The following is a 16,782-nucleotide window of genomic DNA, read 5'->3' on the forward strand; positions in this document are numbered from 1 at the left end:
CGTCGCTGAACTTGATACGCCAAGTGCCGATCAATTCGCAGGCAGTCTCACTGCTCCGCCCGAGAAAAAGTTCTCTGACATCGCGGCAACGTGGTGGAAATCGGTGGGAGAGCCAAACCGCGTGGCCGCTGTTCGATGACAGAAAGCGCTGGTGGATCAAAGACTGAACTCGGGCAATAACGGGTAGAGACTCCCACAGCCCTAGTCGACACACAAAAGCCACCCACTGTCTCCCGGTTGTCCGTGCCTATTTGGGGAGTGCGTGTTCCAATCCTGCTGAAAGCATGAAGGCCGCGCCGGGATGACGCTGCCGTACCTGCGGGTGTAGCGTCAAGTATGGAATACCGTCATCTGGGCCGCACCGGCCTGAAAGTCAGCCCCCTGTGTCTGGGAACCATGAACTTTGGCCCCGAAACGAGCGAGCAGGACAGCCACAGCATCATGGATACGGCGCTGGACCGTGGTGTCAATTTCTTTGATACCGCCGACGTCTATGGCCGCCAGCCGGGTCAGGGCGTGACCGAGCAGATCGTCGGGCGCTGGCTGGAGAAAAATCCGGGCCACCGTGACCGGATCGTGCTGGCGACGAAGGTGTACGGCAAGATGGGGGACGGCCCCAACGATCAAAAGCTCTCGGCCTACCACATCCGTAAGGCGTGCGAGGACAGCCTGCGCCGCCTCAAGACCGATCACATCGACCTGTACCAGATGCACCACATCGACCGGGCCACGCCCTGGGAGGAAATCTGGCAGGCGATGGAACAGCTGGTGCGCGAAGGCAAGGTGCTGTACGTGGGCAGCAGCAACTTTGCGGGCTGGCATATCGCGCAGGCCAATACGCTGGCCGCCCAGCGCCACTTTATGGGCTTGGTGTCCGAGCAGAGCCTCTATAACCTGTCGGCACGCATGATCGAGTTGGAAGTTATTCCGGCGTGTCAGGCACTGGGCTTGGGCCTGATCCCCTGGAGTCCGCTGGGCGGCGGCCTGCTGGGCGGGGTCTTGCAAAAAGCCAGCGCAGGCCGCCGCGCCAGCGAGAACATGCAAAAGCAGATCGACCAACACCGCCCGCAACTGGAGCAGTACGAGGCGCTGTGTAAAGAACTGGGTGAGTCCCCGGCAGATGTGGCGCTGGCGTGGCTGCTGCATCAACCCGCCGTGACCGCCCCGATTATCGGCCCGCGCACGGCAGCGCAACTGGACGGCGCACTGAAAGCGCTGGACATCAAGCTCACAGAGGACAGCGTAAGCAAGCTGAACGACATCTGGCCCGGCCCCGGCGGACAGGCTCCGGAAGCCTACGCGTGGTAAATATTCCTTTGGCAGACCAGCTCTCTCTGGCAGGGCCAGTGGTGCTGACCGGCGCGGCGGGCCGGGCTGGACGCGCTGCCCTACGGCATCTGCTGGAACACGGCTACGAGGTCATTGCCGTGGATACCCAGCCCATTCCCAAGCCGGACGGCACTGTGGCGGGTTCGCTGAAAGCCGCCCTGCGTGCAGACCTGACCGATCTGGGTCAAACGCTGGAAGTCATGCAGGGGGCAAGCAGCGTGATTCACCTGGCGAATATTCCTGCTCCGGGTCTTCAGGCCCCGCACCACACCTTCGTGCAGAACGTGACCATGAACCACAGCGTCTTTACGGCGGCGACCATGCTGGGTCTAGACCGGGTGGTGTGGGCGTCCAGTGAAACCACGCTGGGCCTGCCGTTTGGTGTGCCGCCGCAGTACGCCCCGGTGGACGAGGCGCACTACCCGCACCCGGAATCGTCCTACGCGCTCAGCAAGGTGGTCACCGAGACGATGGCACAGGATTTTGCGCGTCACTCGGGCATTCCTTTCGTGGCCCTGCGGTTTTCCAACATCTTGGGGCCGGAGGAGTACCGCCGGTTTCCAGAGCTGGCGTGGCCGGATCTGCACGCCCGCAACTGGAATCTGTGGGGCTATATCGACGAGCGGGACGCCGCGCTGGCCTGCCGTTTGGCCCTGACCGCGCCGCTTGAAGGAGCCAGCAGCTTCATCATCGCCGCCGCCGACACGGTGATGCCGGTTCCCTCACGCACGCTGATGGCACAGGTGTTTCCCGGTGTGCCGCTGCGCGAATCGCTGACGGGGTTCGGGACGCTGCTGAGCATCGACCACGCCCGCGCCCAGCTCGGTTTCGAGCCTCAGCACAGTTGGCGCGGCACGCTGGACGAGCAGGGCCAACAGTTAGCACAGGAGAACCCATGAAGGTTCTGTTCATCGGTGGCACGGGCATCATCAGCTCGGCGTGTTCGGAACTGGCGCTGGCGCAGGGCATGGATCTGTTCCTGCTCAACCGGGGTGAGTCGTCAAGGCCCATTCCAGAGGGCGCAACCGTGCTGCACGGCGATATCCGCGATCCGGGCAGCGTGCGGGAGGCGCTGGGCGAGCTGAAGTTCGACGTGGTGGTGAACTGGGTGGCCTTCACCCCCGAACACATCGAGACCGATCTGGAGCTTTTTGCGGGCCGAACCAAACAGTACGTCTTTATCAGCTCGGCGTCGGCGTACCAGAAGCCGCTGGGCCATCTGCCGATTACGGAATCCACGCCGCTGCACAACCCCTTCTGGCCGTATTCCCGCGACAAGATCGCCTGCGAAGACCGGCTGACCCGCGCCTACCGCGAGGACGGCTTTCCGGCGACCATCGTGCGGCCCTCACACACCTATGACCGGACGCTGCTGCCTATGGACGGCGGCTGGACGGTGGTAGACCGCATGCGCCGGGGCAAACCCGTCATCGTTCATGGCGACGGCACCTCCCTGTGGACGCTGACCCATCACCGCGATTTTGCCGTGGGGTTCGTGGGTTTACTGGGCCGCCCAGCAGTGGTCGGTGAGGCCGTGCAGATCACCGGCGACGAGTGGCTGACGTGGAACCAGATTTTTGAGCTGGTGGCCGGAGCGGCGGGCGCAGAGGCGAACATCGTCCATGTGCCGTCCGACATCATCGCCGCCTTCGCTCCCGACTGGGGCGCGGGCCTGCTGGGTGACAAGGCCCACAGCGTCATCTTCGACAACAGCAAGATCAAGCGTCTGGTGCCAGAGTTCCGGGCCACCATTCCGTATGCACGCGGCGTGCAGGAAGTACTGGCTTGGTATGACGCCGATCCGGCGCGTCAGGTCGTCAACGCAGAGTTAGAGCGCGTGATGGACGATATTATCGGGCAGATTCAGGGCGTGGGGCCACGCAGATCAGGAGCTGTAGACATTTAGAGGGCGTGATTGTGCGGGTCGGAGGAGACTGACCCGCCGTGACCGCTCCCGAGCAAGTCGTAAAAACGACGATGGCGGGTGCGGAATGGCCGCACTTTCTATCGGCCTTACCGTCCGGGAGTGCTGCACCACAGGCTGATGCCGGTCAGTTGGTGGGTGGCTTCCGTATTGGCGCTCCTCAGAATCAGGTAATCGTCGTCGGTGGGCGGCGCGTTCAGTTGCAGGCTCATCTCGGTATATTGTGGGGTTTCCTCGTTCAACTCGATCACTCCCAGCGAGGTGCCCCAAGCGTTCGTCAGCTTCAGCGCCACTGCCTTAGCAGAAAGGGGCACGGCTGTGACCTGCCCTTTGAGGCCAGCTTGGAAGCCGCCCTCAGCGCTGCCTTTGATGGAAAGGGCGTAGCCGCCGCCCGCGCACAGGCCCATAAACACGGTGGGAACGCCCGACGTTCTCCTGATGGATTCGAACGCCACCCCTTGCGCCACCTTCAGGCGCGTGGCCCACACTTGGGCGGGCACCGGGTCGGCTGGAATCAGTACGGTAGACCGCAACACCGCGCTCAACACCTGAACAGCCGCCTCACTTTGATCCGGGGAGTGGGGCAGCATGACAGTCACCCGCGTCGGGGTGCCGCCACTCACGGTCTGCACGGTGGCGGTGCGGGTCAGCACTCCGCCCCCCGGCAGGCGGTAGCGGGCCACCTGTACCTCGGCTCGGGTGGGCGGCGCAGTCAGGACGGCCTCCTGCTGACCCAGCTTCAGTTTGGCCGGAAAGGCCGTCCGCAGCGCGTTGGCCGGAGCGTTGGGCAGCACGCTGATGATGATGGTGCTTCGGCCCTCCAAACCACGCAGGTTGAGGGCCACGCCGGGGGCATCCTCGCTGGGGCCTAACTCCGCCTGATAGCCCGGCGGCACGGTGAGACGGAAGCCCAACGTGGGGGCGTCGATGGTGGTTCCGGCAGCGTAGACCTGCGCCACCCGCAGCGGTTCGGCTTGCCCTGCGCCCAACGCGCCCCCCACCAAAGCCAGCGCCAACACCCACGCCCGTAGTTTCATGCCTGTAGCTTAGGCGACGGCTCTGACAAAAGTTGAACGGAGCCTCAGGACACGTCTGCGACTGGTCTCAGACCCATTGATCCGAAGCGCTCAGACCGCCCGGCCCAATCAGTGCGAAGAAGGGAACGCACCCCAGAGGTCGAATCACCAGACGAACCGTTTCTGCTCTCCTGACATTCCAGTGGTCTGAAAGAGAAATTCAGTCTGGTGGACGGTCACGACAACAAACGACTTTCTGAGCGGTCTTTGGGCATCAGCCGCGCCTGCTCAACACGCCTGCTCAGACAGTGTCTCCACGCCTAGACCTTGCTCACAACCTCATAACTTCGGCCCGCTTCCGCCGACGAACAGGGATACTGAATCCCAATGGACTTCATCACCGTCATCATTGTGCTGCTGTTGCTGATTCTTTGCCTGCCCGCCTTGATCATTCGGGGGGGGCTGCGGCGGCAATTGGCCGAGCTGGAGCGCAAAATTGCTGCTCAGGGCAATGAACTGAGCAGCTTGCGAGCAGAGGTGAACCGGTTGGGCCGCCCTTCAAATCAGGAATCTGCGGCGCTCTCGCCGCTTCCACCCTATATCCCCAGCAATTTTCCACTGGTGCTCCCTAGTGAACCTCGCTCCACCGCCCCAGCACAGGCAGGCTTGGGAGAAGCGCAAGAAGACCGGCCCACTGCCAACTCGTTTCCACCGGGAATGCCCACCCAAGAACCAGTCGTGGGCAACGCACCCCTCATGTACGGGCCACCGCCTGCACCCTTTCCCAGCGGTTCGGCTTCAGCCCAAGGCAGCGGGCCGGTTCCCCCTCCTGCGGCCGCGGGCTGGTCGCCCACACCACGTTTTCTCTTTGCCGTGATCGGGGCGCTGCTGACGTTGGGCGGACTGACGGCGGTGCTGGCGCAACTGGCGCGGATGGGCGTACTGACCCCCGAGTTGCAACTGGTGCTGGCCGCGCTGCTGGGCCTGACCTTGTACGCCGTTGCTCCACGCGCCACCGGCGCGGTCAGGGCCGCGTTGCGGGGACTGGGCTACGGTATTTTGGCGCTGTGCATGGGCGCGCTGCATCAGGTCGGCGTGCTGCCCGCAGGCGGGGTGTTGGGGTTGGTGTTGGTGCTGAGCCTGTTGGTGGGCCTGCACGCCCGTCGTCAGGGAGAGCTGCTGGGCATCGCGGTGGCCCTCACGGGCGCAACAGTCTCGACGTGGCTCTTGGCCGACGATTTGGCTGTTCCGCCCAGCTTTGCCGGCGCAGGTTCGGGCGTGTTGGGCTGGGCGCAGACGGCGCTCCTGTGCGTGGGGGCGGGCGCACTGGGCGCGGCGCTGAGTGTCCGGCATTGGGCGGCGCGGTGGCTCCTGCTGGTGATTCCTTTGGGCACCGTGGGCCTGCTGGTGGTGGCCCAAAGCCATACCCAAACAGGAGCGCCTGCGGGGTGGGCCGCTCTAGGCCTGCTGATGGCTGGAGGTGTCAGCACCCTCACGGGGCGGGCTACGGCGCTGCGAACGCCCGATAAGAGCCTGCCGGGACTGGCCTTGGCGGTGCTGCTCACCAGTCTGCTGACGGCCAGCCCCATCACGTCGCTGGCGCTCAGAGACTCCGTAGCGGCGTCTGTATCGTTGCTGGCCCTGCTGGGCGGCCTGATCGTCGTGGCTGCCCAACGCGTGCGGCGAGTGGGGTTCGCCGCGCCAGACGGACTGCGTGAAGCCGGAGTGGCGTCCGCGACGGCGGTGGCTGCGGCGTGGCTCGGGGCGGCGCTGGACATTGGGGACGGCGCTCAGCGGTTGCTGCCCTTGGCGCTGGCCTTGGCGCTGTATGGCCGCTGGTCTGGGTCGGCCCCTTGGCGGTGGGGCAGTGTGGCCGCCGCGTCGGGGCTGCTGGCCTCTCAACTGCCTCAAGTGGCCCCCGCCGACGCCTTCCTGACTGCCGCCGCCTTGGGCTCGGCGCTGGCTATTGGGGGCAGAAGTGGCAGCGTGGTGGCTGGCGTAGCCGCTGCCGTGTTGACCACTTGGGCCAGTCGTCAGTTGCCCAGTTGGTGGCCGGGGCCAGACATCTGGGCCGTGACGCTGCCGGTGCTGGCCGGCGTCCTGACCGGATTGGCGGCCACCTCCCGCCTGCCAGAGCGCCGGGCGTTGCCGCTCCTGATGGCCTCGTTGGTGGCGCTGCTCACTCTGCTGGCTGGCTCTCCGATCTTGGAATTGACGGAGATCGGGGCTACGTCGGCCCAAACCCGCAGCGGGTTGGCGGCGAGTCTGTTGGTCAGTGTGGTGCTGGCGCTCAGTTTGCGTCTTCCCGGCACTGCCCTGCTGTTGGCGCGGGCCGCCCTGCCGACGCAGCTCAGCAGCTTGGTTCTAAAACAGCTTGCCGAAGGCTTGGGCATCGGCCTAGCCGTGATCGCCCTCGTCCATCTCTTTCCGGGCAGCGCCCTGTTGGTCATCCTGTTGCTGGGCGCGGCACTGGGACTGCCGTGGGTCAAAACGGTTCTGCCTTGGCCCGTCTTGTCTTTGCCCCTGTTGGGCGTAGCGCTCGCCACAGCGCTGAACTTGCCCGACACGTCCTCCCCGCAGGCCGCGTCGTCTCTCGGCTCCGTGCTGCTGTCCTGCGCCGCCCTGTTTTTGCTCGGCTCGGTGCGCGGGCGAGGACTGCTGCCTTGGCCTCCAGCGGCGGCGGCTCTGGCGGCTCAACTCAGTCGCCGGGCCACCGCCGCCGGAGAAACGGGGGCCGCCCTCTGGGGCGGCGTCATCGCGGCCCTTGCCTCGGCGGTGGTCATCCGCTTGGCCCAGTGGCTGGGCAGCGCGGGCCTGCTGACTGGAGACGTGCTCCCCGTCACGTTGGTGCTGTTTGCGGGCGGCCTAGTCATGTTGGCTCAGGGCCGCGCCCGCCTGTCCTCACCCGTGTGGTGGACGGGTCTGGGCCTCTTCGCTTTGGCGGCGGGCAAACTGGTGCTGCTCGACCTCGACACGCTGGGCACCGGCGCACGCGGCGCAGCCCTGACGGTGGTGGGCCTGCTGCTGCTGGGCATCGCCCAACTCGCGCCGCAAGCCCGCCCTGACGGGCCGCTGGAACAAGCGGAGAGCAGACAGACCGATTCCCAATGACAAAAAACTGCTTGCCGCCCCTGCACCCTGTACCGAGTGAAAAGACCACAAGTACACCCAGCCATCACGGCGTTTCCAGCGTTGTCCAGTCTGTATTCCAGTGGCCGCAGGGCGTCCAGCGGGCGTCTCTGCTCAGCAAAAACCGACGGTAGAGCCGCTCTGGGGTCATGAATTCGGGCTTATCGAGGTCTGCCTGCCTAATTGGTAGGCGTTCTGACTCAGTGCAGAGGTCATGTTCTGATCGGCGTGGCTGTCGGCAATGGTTCAGCGGGTCAAGGCGTCCGGCGCTGGGTACTCCGGCGGACGATCAAACGTGGAGGCAACAGCAAGTGAGCGGGCTGCTCTCCTTGAAGCCGCCGCATCAGTTCATGGATACCTTCGGCAGCCATTTCTGCGGCTGGATGGTAGACGGTGGTGAGGCCCCCGGCGATATATTCCGCGCCCAGGATATCGTCGAAGCCGACCAACGAGACGTCTTCGGGCACCCTTAGACCTGCCCCGGACAGCGCCTGAAAGACCGCCGCTGCCGCCAGATCCGTTTCAGCAAAGACGGCGCTGACCCGGCCATCCCGCACCGCTTTCACCAGTTGGCGGCCATCGTGAATGGCCTGTTGCGCCGGCTGACCTGCGGCCTGCATCGCCTGCCGGTAGCCAAATTCTCGCCGCCGAAAATGCTCGACGCCGCTGCTCTCACCCCCGCCGTAAAACGCGACTTGGCGGTGTCCGAGGTCGAGCAAATGTTGCGTGGCGAGTGCGCTGCCCCCTTGGTGATCGACATCAACCGCGCTCATGTGGGGAGGCACCGTTTCCGTCCAGAGCGCCACCACGGGCAGCGGCGCGTCCTGCAGCGCCTCCAGCAGGCCGTGTCCCCGCAGCGGATCGCAACTGACCAGCAGCCCGTCCACCCGGCCATCCAAGTAGCTCAGAGGCGATTTGCCGCCGCCCGGATACACCACGAGGGCCGGCACGCCCAGTTCACGGGCGGCGTCGTTCAGGCCCGCCATAATCGCTCCGTCAAAGGTTCGGCGCACTGCGCTGCCAGCAGTCACACTGCCCAGCAAACTGTCCGGTTCCGACGATCCGACAGCCTCCAGTACCACCCCAAGTTGCCCGGTCTGACGGGTGCGGAGGTTCCGCGCAGCGACGTCTGGAACGTACCCCAGATCGAGCGCCACCTGCCGAACCCGCTCCGCCGTACCCGCATGCACCGAGTACTCCGCCCGCCCAGACAGCACTTTCGAGACCGTCGCAGAACTGACGCCCGCAGCATGCGCCACTTCCTTGATCTTCACCTTCATGCCGGTATCCTACGGCGAAACGTCGCTGTCGGCCCCGCGTGTTCTCCATCCGGTGCGGCTCACTTAGGATCAGATGAAGGGGTTCAGCCCCGCCCAGAGCAGAGTGCAGATCAGCCCAGAGGCGTCACGTCTCGTCTGACCTTCAGCTATGAAGTGCAGTTCTCCTCTCGCTGGAATGAGAGCAGGCAATGGGCGACGAACGAGAAAAAGACGCCCCTGTGCCCTCTTCCATTTTGGGCCGCAATCTGTATACTTGTCATTACGAAATCGATTTCGCAACCTGTTGAAGCTGTTCAACAGACTCGTGCTGCACGGACACTCCGGTGTTCTGGCCAGCCTCCCCTGCTGCCTTCCGGCAAGTAGGCTCTTCAGGAGAACCATGAAACGACTGGGTACGCTCATGACCGCTCTGCTCGGCTTTTCCCTGCTCACCGCCCCTGCCTTTGCCCAGAAACCTGTGGTGGTGGGCGTCAGTTGGTCTAACTTTCAAGAAGAACGCTGGAAGACCGATGAGGCGGCCATCAAAACGCAACTCGCCAAGTTGGGCGCGACGTACATCAGCGCCGATGCCCAGAGTTCCAACGAGAAGCAACTCTCGGACATCGAAAGCTTGGTGACGCGCGGCGCGACCGTGTTGATCGTGCTGGCCCAAGACAGTTCTGCCGTGCTGCCCGCCATCTCCAAGGCCAAAGCAGAAGGCATCCCCGTCATCTCCTATGACCGCCTGATCGAAGATCCTTGGGCTTTTTACATCTCGTTCGACAACAAGGAAGTCGGGCGCTTGCAGGCCCGCATGATCTTGAATGCCAAGCCGCGCGGCAACTACGTATTCGTGAAGGGCAGCCCCACCGACCCCAACGCCGCGCTGCTGTACGCCGGACAACTGGAAGTGCTGGCAACCGCCATCAAATCGGGGGCCATCAAGAACGTGGGCAACCAGTTTACCGAGGGCTGGCAACCCGAAATCGCCCAGCGCAACATGGAGCAGTTCTTGACCGCCAACCAGAACAAGATCGACGCGGTGGTGGCCTCGAACGACGGCACGGCAGGCGGCGCAGTGGCGGCGCTGGCGGGCGTCGGCATGGCCGGTAAGGTGCCCGTTTCGGGTCAGGATGCCGACAAGGCGGCCCTTAACCGGATCGCCAAGGGCCTGCAAACGGGGACGGTCTGGAAAGATTCGCGCACGCTGGGCACGGAAGCGGCCAAGATCGCCGTGCAACTCGCCAAAGGCACCAAAGTGGCCGCCGTACCGGGCAGCTCAGTGTTCAGCGGCGGGCCCCGCAAGGTCAAGGTCAGCAGCCTGCTGCTTAAACCTGTGGTGATTACCAAGGCCAACCTCGGCACCTTGATCACAGCCAAATGGGCCACCAAAGCCGAAATCTGTGCGGGCGTGTCCGGTGCGCTGGCCCCGGCCGCCTGCAAATAACATCTGTACCTGAGATCCGTAACGAAGGTCTCTGGAGAACGCTCCGGGGAATGGGAGATGTCCTGTTCCCCGGTTGTCTTGACCCGGACTTGATCTACTCAGCACTGGAGAGCGCATGCAACGAGTCGGCACCACCGCTGTTTCGCGGGTTCCCGTGATGACCCGATTGGGACTCGACAGCCGCCTGATCTTCATGGTCTTGGCTATCGCGGCCATTTGGATCGTCTTTCACCTCCTCACCAACGGCATCTTCCTGACGTCACGCAATCTCTGGAACCTTTCGGTTCAAACCGCTTCGGTCGGCGTGATGGTCAGCGGCATGGTGCTGATTATCGTGATGCGCAACATCGACCTCTCCATCGGCTCCATTCTGGGGTTTACCGGCATGGCGATGGCGGTCATCAACTCCCGCATTTTTCCAGACGATACGTGGTGGGGCGCGGCCTTGACCTTGCTGTTGGGATTGGCCTTAGGCGCGTTGGTGGGCGTCATTCAGGGGACTTGGATCGCCCGGCTCGGCGTTCCCTCCTTTATCGTGACGCTCGGCGGCCTGCTGATCTTCCGGGGCGGAGCTTGGCTGCTCACCAGCGGCCAAACCGTCGCGCCCTTGAGTGACAGCTTTCAGATTCTCGGCGGCGGCCTGAACGGGTCGATTGGCGGCCCGTGGAGCTGGACCGTCGGCTTGGTCTTGATGGCCGTCATTCTCGTCTCAGACCTCCGCACCTTTCAGCAGCGGGCCAAACGGGGCCTGCCCAACCGCTCCGTGTTGGTGCAGGCCGGATTCACGGGCGCGATGCTGCTGCTGGTGCTGGGGTTCGTGCTGGTCATGAACGGGTACGCCGATCCCCGCAGCGGCCTGCCACGCGGCATCCCCGTTCCGGTACTCGTGATGCTGGCAGTCACGGCCATCATGATGTGGGTGGTGCGGGCGACCCGCTTCGGGCGCTACGTCTTCGCTTACGGCGGCAATCCAGAGGCCGCGCGGTTGGCGGGCATCAACACCACTCGCCTCACCATCATGGTGTTCGGTCTGATGGGTTTGCTGGCCGCACTGGCCGGGGCCATCCAGACCGCGCGCCTGAATGCAGGCACCAACTCGACAGGCACTCTGGCCGAACTGAGCGTCATCGCGGCGGCCGTCATCGGCGGCGCGTCGCTGTCTGGCGGCAGTGGCAGCATTCCCGGCGCGTTCCTCGGAGCCGTCCTGATGGCCAGCCTGATCAACGGCATGTTGCTGCTGGATTTGCCCAGTGCGTGGCAAAACGTCGTTCAGGGCCTCGTGCTGATGTTGGCCGTCACGCTGGACGTGGTGGTTCAGAAGCGGAGGGTCAAATGACACTCACCAGACAGCAGGGCGCGGCTGGACACGGCAATCTTTCCACGCCGCTGATCGAAACCCGTGGCATTTTCAAGAGTTTCGGCGGCATCCACGCCCTCGAAGACGTCGCGGTTCAGCTGATGCCCGGAGAGGTGCTGGCCCTGCTGGGGCACAACGGCGCGGGCAAATCCACCCTGATCAAAATGCTTTCCGGCGCGTATACCCCCGACGCGGGCCAAGTGCTGATGAACGGGCAGGAGGTTCAGCTGAGCAGTCCACGCGCCGCCCAACTGCTGGGCATCGAAACTATCTATCAAAACCTCGCGCTGGCCGACAACCTCGACGTGGCCGCCAATATCTTTTTGGGCCGGGAACTGCTGCGCGGCGGGGTTCTAGACGAAGACACGATGGAACTGGAAGCCCGCAAGGTACTCGACCGGCTCAAAGTGAATCTGCCCGACCTCCGAAAACCGGTGTTCAACCTGTCGGGCGGTCAGCGGCAGTGCATCGCCATCAGCCGCGCCATCTATTTCAAAGCCCGCGTGCTGATCATGGATGAGCCGACGGCGGCGCTCGGCCCGCAGGAAACGGCTCAGGTCAACGAACTGATCCAGTCGCTGAAGCAAGAAGGCGTCGGCATTTTCCTGATCAGTCACGACATGCACGACGTGTTCGATCTGGCCGACCGCGTGACCGTCATGAAAAACGGCCGGGTGGTGGGCAGTTCCCCCACGTCGGACATCACCCAAGACGAAGTGCTGGAAATGATCATCGCGGGCAAGCTGCCGCGTGGTCAGGCGGCGTCCAGCTAAACACCCACTCCCGTCCTCTGTTCAGGAGAGTTCACCATGACCCAGTACATCCCTACCCCCGCAGACAAGTTCACCTTCGGCCTCTGGACAGTCGGTAACGTGGGCCGCGATCCCTTCGGTGAGGCGACCCGCACACCGCTGAGTGCGCCGTACATCACCAAAAAACTCGCCGCCCTCGGCGCTTACGGCATCAACCTGCACGACAACGACCTCGTGCCCATCGACGCCAGCGCACAGGAACGGGATCAGGTGGTGCGCGACTTTCAGACCGCCCTGTCGGATCACGGGCTGGTGGTTCCGATGGCCACCACCAACCTGTTTTCCGATCCGGTCTTCAAAGACGGCGCGTTTACCTCTGCCGACGCGCGGGTGCGGGCCTACGCGCTGCAAAAAACCATGCTCAGTATGGATCTGGGGCACGAATTGGGGGCCACCACCTACGTCTTTTGGGGCGGGCGAGAAGGCACCGAAGTCGATGCCAGCGGCAAATTGCTCGACAGTCTGGCCTGGTTCCGAGACAGTCTGAACTTTTTGGCCGAGTACAGCCAGTCGCAGGGCTACAGCTACCGCTTCGCGCTCGAACCCAAGCCGAACGAACCGCGCGGCGACATCTTCTTCCCCACCGCCGGGAGCATGCTCGGCTTCATTCCCACGCTGGATCAGCCGGAACTGTTCGGCGTCAATCCAGAATTTGCGCACGACACGATGGCGGGCCTGAACTTCGCGCACGCCGTGGCCCAAATCTTGGACGCGGGCAAGCTGTTTCACATCGACCTGAACGACCAGAAGATGGGCCGCTTCGATCAGGATTTGCGGTTCGGGGCCGAGAACATCAAGACCGCGTTTATGCTGGTCAAGCTGCTGGAGGACGCGCAGTACGCTGGCCCCAAGCAGTTCGACGCCCACGCGCTGCGCACCGAAGATGAAGAGGGCGTCTGGGCCTTTGCCCGCGGCTGCATGCGAACTTACCTGATCTTGAAGGAGAAAGCGCGGCAGTTTAACGAGGACGCCGAGATTCAGGCCGCCCTGAGCGCTTACCGGGTCAGTGACGCGGCACTCGAAGACTTGAGCCGGGGCTTCAGCGCCGGTAAAGCCGAGGCGCTCAAGGCCCAGACCTTTGACCGGGCCGCCCTGGGCGCACGCGGGCTGGGGTTAGAGCACATCGACCAGCTCACCATCGACCTGCTGCTGGGCGTGCGGTAAGCCGTGGCGGAGGTAACGCTTGGCCTCGACCTCGGCACCAGTGGTGTGAAAGTGGTGGCGCTCGGTGCAGACGGCGGCACGCTGGCACAGGCGCTCAGACCTTATCCGCTGCTGACGCCCCAGCCGGGGTGGACGGAACAGCGCCCAGAGGACTGGGTGGCCGCCACACTGGAGGCGCTACGAGAGGTGGCCGGGGTGCTGCTCGCGGCGGGCCACGTTCCGTTGTCACTGGGCCTGAGTGGGCAAATGCACGGCGCGGTCTTCTTGGATGGGCACGGCGGCCCCTTGCGGCCCGCACCGCTCTGGAATGACCAGCGCACGGCAGGGGCCGTGGCCGAGATCGAACGCGCGGTTCCCCGTACCGACCTGATTGCCCGCACGGGAAACCGCGCCGTGACCGGCTTTCAGCTCCCCAAGCTGGTGTGGCTGCGCCAAGCCGAGCCGGACGTGTTCGCCCAAACTCGGCAGGTGCTGCTGCCCAAAGATTACTTGGGCTTCGTGTTGACCGGGCAGATGTACACCGAACCGTCCGATGCCTCGGGAGTCGGCGCACTGAATCTCGGTTCTAACCGCTGGGACGAGGAAGTCTTAGGTGCGCTGAACCTGTCTTCCCGGCTGTTTCCAGAGGTGGTGCGCTCGTGGGACATCACGGGCCAACTCACCGCGTGGGCCGCGCAGCACACGGGCTTGCCGCAGGGGTTGCCTGTCGTGGCAGGTGGAGGCGACAACGCCGCCGCAGGCATCGCCCTCGGCCTCACGGCGGCCCGTCCCGAACTGGGCAGCGTCAGTCTGGGCACCAGCGGCGTGTTGTTTGCTCCGCTGCCCTCGCCCACCCCCGATCCGGAGGGCCGAGTTCACCTGTTTGCCCACGCAGACGGCGGCTACCTACTGCTGGGCGTGACGCTGGCCTGCGCGGGAGCGCTGCAATGGCTGCGGGACAAGCTCGCGCCGGACACCAGCTTCGAGACCCTGCTCGCGGAAGCCGCCGAGGTTCCCAGTGGCGCAGACGGAGTCACTTTTCTGCCCTATTTGGCCGGAGAACGCAGCCCGTGGATGAACCCGGAGTTGCGGGCGAGTTGGACGGGCATGACCCTCGCGCATGGCCGGGGCCACCTCACCCGCGCCCTGCTGGAAGGCACGGCCCTGGCCCTCTCGGATACGTTCGAGGTGATGAAACCGCTGGCAGGCGTGAAGTCGTTCCTCGCCACCGGTGGGGGTGCCCGCAGTGACCTGTGGCTGGGCCTCGTCGCCGGGGCACTGGCTTCAGACGTTCGGCGCTCCCTCCACCAACCGGGCGCGGCGGAGGGAGCGGCCATCTTGGCCATGCCAGCCGCAGGGATGTACACCACGCTTCAAGAAGCCATGGCAGCGTTGCAGTCTCAGAGCCGCAGTATTCAGGCGCTGGACACCACCCAAGCCAAGCAGCAACACCTTGAGGCGCTGAAGCAGCACCGATTGCCGCTGCTTGGGCGGGATTCCTGAAGGACGTCTAGAGCGCGAGTCTTGCGCTCCTCCAGAAGAGGAGCGCAGACGGTGCCCAGCTTGCAAACCTTACCTGCTGGGCTTCCGCTCCGGCAGGCGTCCGTTGCTGAGGGGGACACCCAGCAGCAGTATCTGTACCAACTTTCAGCGGCTTGCGGGCACCGGAGTCAGCGCCGCATCAGCGGTCGTCAGGGCAGCGTCTACGGTTGCGCGGATCAGTTGCGGGTCGGCCAGCGTATCTGAGGGCTGATGATAGTTGACGTCCAGACCCCGGTGAAAAAACAGGGTCGGAACGCCCGCCTGCGCAAAGGGCACTTGGTCGCTGCCCCCTTGATCGCGTGCCGAGCCGGAGAGCTGCGCAGTTTGGCGGGCCAGCTCGACCAGTCGGGCCTCGCCGCTCACGTTCAGCGGCGAGGCGTCTACACCGACCATATCGAAATTGAACATCGCCTTGAGGTTCTGAACAACGCCGGGGTTGTCCTGCACGAACTTCCGCGAGCCACGCAAGCCGTCCTCTTCGCCGTCGAAAAGCACAAAGTAGCTGCGGGCGGCCAGCGGTGTATTCACGGCCCGCCGCGCCAGATCGAGGACGGCCACCGTACCGGACAAATTGTCGTTGGCTCCGGGTGCCCGGAACACCGAATCCATGTGGCCCCCAAACAAAATATCGGGGCGGATCAGGCCTGATTTGAAGGCCACCACATTCACGCCCTGCACCTCACCGTCGCGCACGCGCACATTCAGGCTCACTTGCTGGCCTTCTTGCAGGGCCGCGCCCGCCACGCTGGTTACGGCCAGCGCGGGCAGAGGCACACGTTCTCCCAACCGGCCTTGAAGCTCTTTGGCTTCGGTATTGACCACGATGACTCCAGCGGCCCCTGCTGCCAGCGCATTCTTGACCTTGTCCAGAAAGGGAAGTTGGCCGCGCTGAACCACCGCCACGCCGCCCTGCACGTTGACCGCCCGGAAATTCTCGGCGGTGCCCACGCCCGGAATCCGCACGATTCGCCCCGTGACCGCTCCGCCCGTGCTGCCTTCCAGCGCCCGCCCCGTCAAGGTTCGGGTGCCGAGCCGCACGTCCGAGCCTAGGTCGTCAAAGCGCGGGTAGGTAAACACATCCCGGCGCGTGGTGTAGCCCATCGCCCGAAACTGCGCCTCAAAGTAGCTGCGGGCTTGTTCGTTCGCCGCGCTCCCGGTGACGCGGGGGCCAAAAGGCAACACGCTGCTCAGGTCGTCCTCTATGGTCGCTCCCGCACCAGCAGTCAGCATCAGCGCGCCACAGGAGGCCGCCAGTTTCCAAAGTTGCATGCCTTCAGCAAAGCATGTCACCCGGCCCAACACTCCGCCCCCTGTTACGGTTGACCTGTGGTCAGAGGGAAAATGGTGGCTTCGGCAAAGAGAACGGGCTGCGCGATCTGGACACGTCGCCGAGATGGTGATGCAGCACTCCAGATATCATACAGAATTAAAAAGAGTTTCGTACATCTTGGTCTTCCCCTCTATCCTCGTGGGAGAGGGGCGGTGCACCGCACAGGGGTGGCTGGTACAGCTCCGCAGGAGAGGGGGCGTGTGAGTGGCGTTCCTGCTCATGTTCGGGATTCAGTTTAGTTTCGTATCAGTAGGCCAAAAGAGCAGCACCATTGCCATTGATTTACGCATTATCGGAGTAAAGCCGAGCCCAAAGATTGAGGCGGCCATCACACAGATGCTGAATAACGCCGTGCAGCAATTGATGCTCAACATCCCTGCGGGTTATTACAAGACGCTCTAAGGTCTTTTGCAGGTAGACCCGGCGTACTGTCGTGCCGAGTCTTTTCTGTTGTTATAGAACCCGCATCCGGCTCGTTCAGGAACCCAAGATTT

Annotated in this window: 13 protein-coding genes; 10 read left to right on the top strand and 3 right to left on the bottom strand. The window is 64.0% G+C overall.

The window, feature by feature from the left end; translation table 11 throughout:
* Positions 1–336 precede the first annotated feature (336 nt).
* From E7T06_RS07795 to E7T06_RS07805, 3 genes are read left to right on the top strand one after another with little or no spacing between them, the layout of a single operon-like run.
* Positions 337–1,308, top strand: a complete 972-nt coding sequence (locus tag E7T06_RS07795; RefSeq protein WP_136365264.1) for an aldo/keto reductase — start codon at positions 337–339, stop codon at positions 1,306–1,308.
* Positions 1,302–2,228: an NAD(P)-dependent oxidoreductase gene (locus tag E7T06_RS07800; RefSeq protein ID WP_240740906.1), complete on the top strand. Its 927-nt coding sequence runs from the start codon at positions 1,302–1,304 to the stop codon at positions 2,226–2,228. Before E7T06_RS07795 ends, E7T06_RS07800 begins: the two co-directional genes overlap by 7 nt.
* Positions 2,225–3,235 (top strand): SDR family oxidoreductase, encoded by a 1,011-nt coding sequence (locus E7T06_RS07805; RefSeq protein ID WP_136365265.1) that lies wholly within the window; start codon positions 2,225–2,227, stop codon positions 3,233–3,235. Before E7T06_RS07800 ends, E7T06_RS07805 begins: the two co-directional genes overlap by 4 nt.
* 107 nt (positions 3,236–3,342) lie before the next feature.
* Here the strand turns inward: E7T06_RS07805 and E7T06_RS07810 are convergent, their stop codons facing one another.
* Entirely contained in the window at positions 3,343–4,290 is a 948-nt protein-coding gene (locus tag E7T06_RS07810; RefSeq protein WP_136365266.1) for a hypothetical protein, read from the bottom strand.
* Positions 4,291–4,656: 366 nt separating this feature from the next.
* Here E7T06_RS07810 and E7T06_RS07815 point away from each other — a divergent pair, with 366 nt between their 5' ends.
* A complete protein-coding gene (locus E7T06_RS07815) occupies positions 4,657–7,380 on the top strand; it encodes a hypothetical protein (protein ID WP_136365267.1) in 2,724 nt (907 codons plus the stop codon).
* Positions 7,381–7,652: 272 nt separating this feature from the next.
* Here the strand turns inward: E7T06_RS07815 and E7T06_RS07820 are convergent, their stop codons facing one another.
* Positions 7,653–8,678: a LacI family DNA-binding transcriptional regulator gene (locus E7T06_RS07820; RefSeq protein ID WP_136365268.1), complete on the bottom strand. Its 1,026-nt coding sequence runs from the start codon at positions 8,676–8,678 to the stop codon at positions 7,653–7,655.
* A 379-nt stretch (positions 8,679–9,057) separates the two neighbouring features.
* Here E7T06_RS07820 and xylF point away from each other — a divergent pair, with 379 nt between their 5' ends.
* From xylF to xylB, 5 genes are all read left to right on the top strand, one after another.
* Entirely contained in the window at positions 9,058–10,104 is a 1,047-nt protein-coding gene (xylF, locus tag E7T06_RS07825) for a D-xylose ABC transporter substrate-binding protein (protein WP_136365269.1), read from the top strand.
* A 115-nt stretch (positions 10,105–10,219) separates the two neighbouring features.
* Complete coding sequence (locus tag E7T06_RS07830; RefSeq protein WP_136365270.1) at positions 10,220–11,440, top strand: sugar ABC transporter permease; 1,221 nt, start codon at positions 10,220–10,222, stop codon at positions 11,438–11,440.
* Positions 11,437–12,234: an ATP-binding cassette domain-containing protein gene (locus tag E7T06_RS07835; RefSeq protein WP_136365271.1), complete on the top strand. Its 798-nt coding sequence runs from the start codon at positions 11,437–11,439 to the stop codon at positions 12,232–12,234. Before E7T06_RS07830 ends, E7T06_RS07835 begins: the two co-directional genes overlap by 4 nt.
* 36 nt (positions 12,235–12,270) lie before the next feature.
* Positions 12,271–13,437 carry a xylose isomerase gene (xylA, locus tag E7T06_RS07840; protein WP_136365272.1) on the top strand — a complete coding sequence of 389 codons (1,167 nt, stop codon included), beginning with the start codon at positions 12,271–12,273 and terminating at the stop codon, positions 13,435–13,437.
* A 3-nt stretch (positions 13,438–13,440) separates the two neighbouring features.
* Positions 13,441–14,919 (top strand): xylulokinase, encoded by a 1,479-nt coding sequence (xylB, locus tag E7T06_RS07845; protein ID WP_136365273.1) that lies wholly within the window; start codon positions 13,441–13,443, stop codon positions 14,917–14,919.
* A gap of 144 nt (positions 14,920–15,063) precedes the next feature.
* Here xylB and E7T06_RS07850 read toward each other — a convergent pair whose 3' ends face one another.
* Positions 15,064–16,227, bottom strand: a complete 1,164-nt coding sequence (locus tag E7T06_RS07850) for a M28 family peptidase (RefSeq protein ID WP_136365274.1) — start codon at positions 16,225–16,227, stop codon at positions 15,064–15,066.
* A 265-nt stretch (positions 16,228–16,492) separates the two neighbouring features.
* On the opposite strand from E7T06_RS07850, the gene E7T06_RS07855 reads away from it, so the two are divergent.
* Positions 16,493–16,690 carry a hypothetical protein gene (locus E7T06_RS07855; protein WP_136365275.1) on the top strand — a complete coding sequence of 66 codons (198 nt, stop codon included), beginning with the start codon at positions 16,493–16,495 and terminating at the stop codon, positions 16,688–16,690.
* Positions 16,691–16,782: the final 92 nt, after the last annotated feature.

The sequence above is a fragment of the Deinococcus sp. Arct2-2 genome (assembly GCF_004801315.1).
Lineage (GTDB): Bacteria > Deinococcota > Deinococci > Deinococcales > Deinococcaceae > Deinococcus.

What these genes read in the sequence shown, in the direction of transcription:
- E7T06_RS07830 (WP_136365270.1), top strand. Translation starts at nt 10,220, where the DNA reads ATGCAACGAGTCGGCACCACCGCTGTTTCGCGGGTTCCCGTGATGACC.
- E7T06_RS07815 (WP_136365267.1), top strand. Translation starts at nt 4,657, where the DNA reads ATGGACTTCATCACCGTCATCATTGTGCTGCTGTTGCTGATTCTTTGC.
- E7T06_RS07795 (WP_136365264.1), top strand. Translation starts at nt 337, where the DNA reads ATGGAATACCGTCATCTGGGCCGCACCGGCCTGAAAGTCAGCCCCCTG.
- E7T06_RS07805 (WP_136365265.1), top strand. Translation starts at nt 2,225, where the DNA reads ATGAAGGTTCTGTTCATCGGTGGCACGGGCATCATCAGCTCGGCGTGT.
- E7T06_RS07820 (WP_136365268.1), bottom strand. Translation starts at nt 8,678, where the DNA reads ATGAAGGTGAAGATCAAGGAAGTGGCGCATGCTGCGGGCGTCAGTTCT.
- E7T06_RS07850 (WP_136365274.1), bottom strand. Translation starts at nt 16,227, where the DNA reads ATGCAACTTTGGAAACTGGCGGCCTCCTGTGGCGCGCTGATGCTGACT.
- E7T06_RS07810 (WP_136365266.1), bottom strand. Translation starts at nt 4,290, where the DNA reads ATGAAACTACGGGCGTGGGTGTTGGCGCTGGCTTTGGTGGGGGGCGCG.
- xylA (WP_136365272.1), top strand. Translation starts at nt 12,271, where the DNA reads ATGACCCAGTACATCCCTACCCCCGCAGACAAGTTCACCTTCGGCCTC.
- xylF (WP_136365269.1), top strand. Translation starts at nt 9,058, where the DNA reads ATGAAACGACTGGGTACGCTCATGACCGCTCTGCTCGGCTTTTCCCTG.
- E7T06_RS07835 (WP_136365271.1), top strand. Translation starts at nt 11,437, where the DNA reads ATGACACTCACCAGACAGCAGGGCGCGGCTGGACACGGCAATCTTTCC.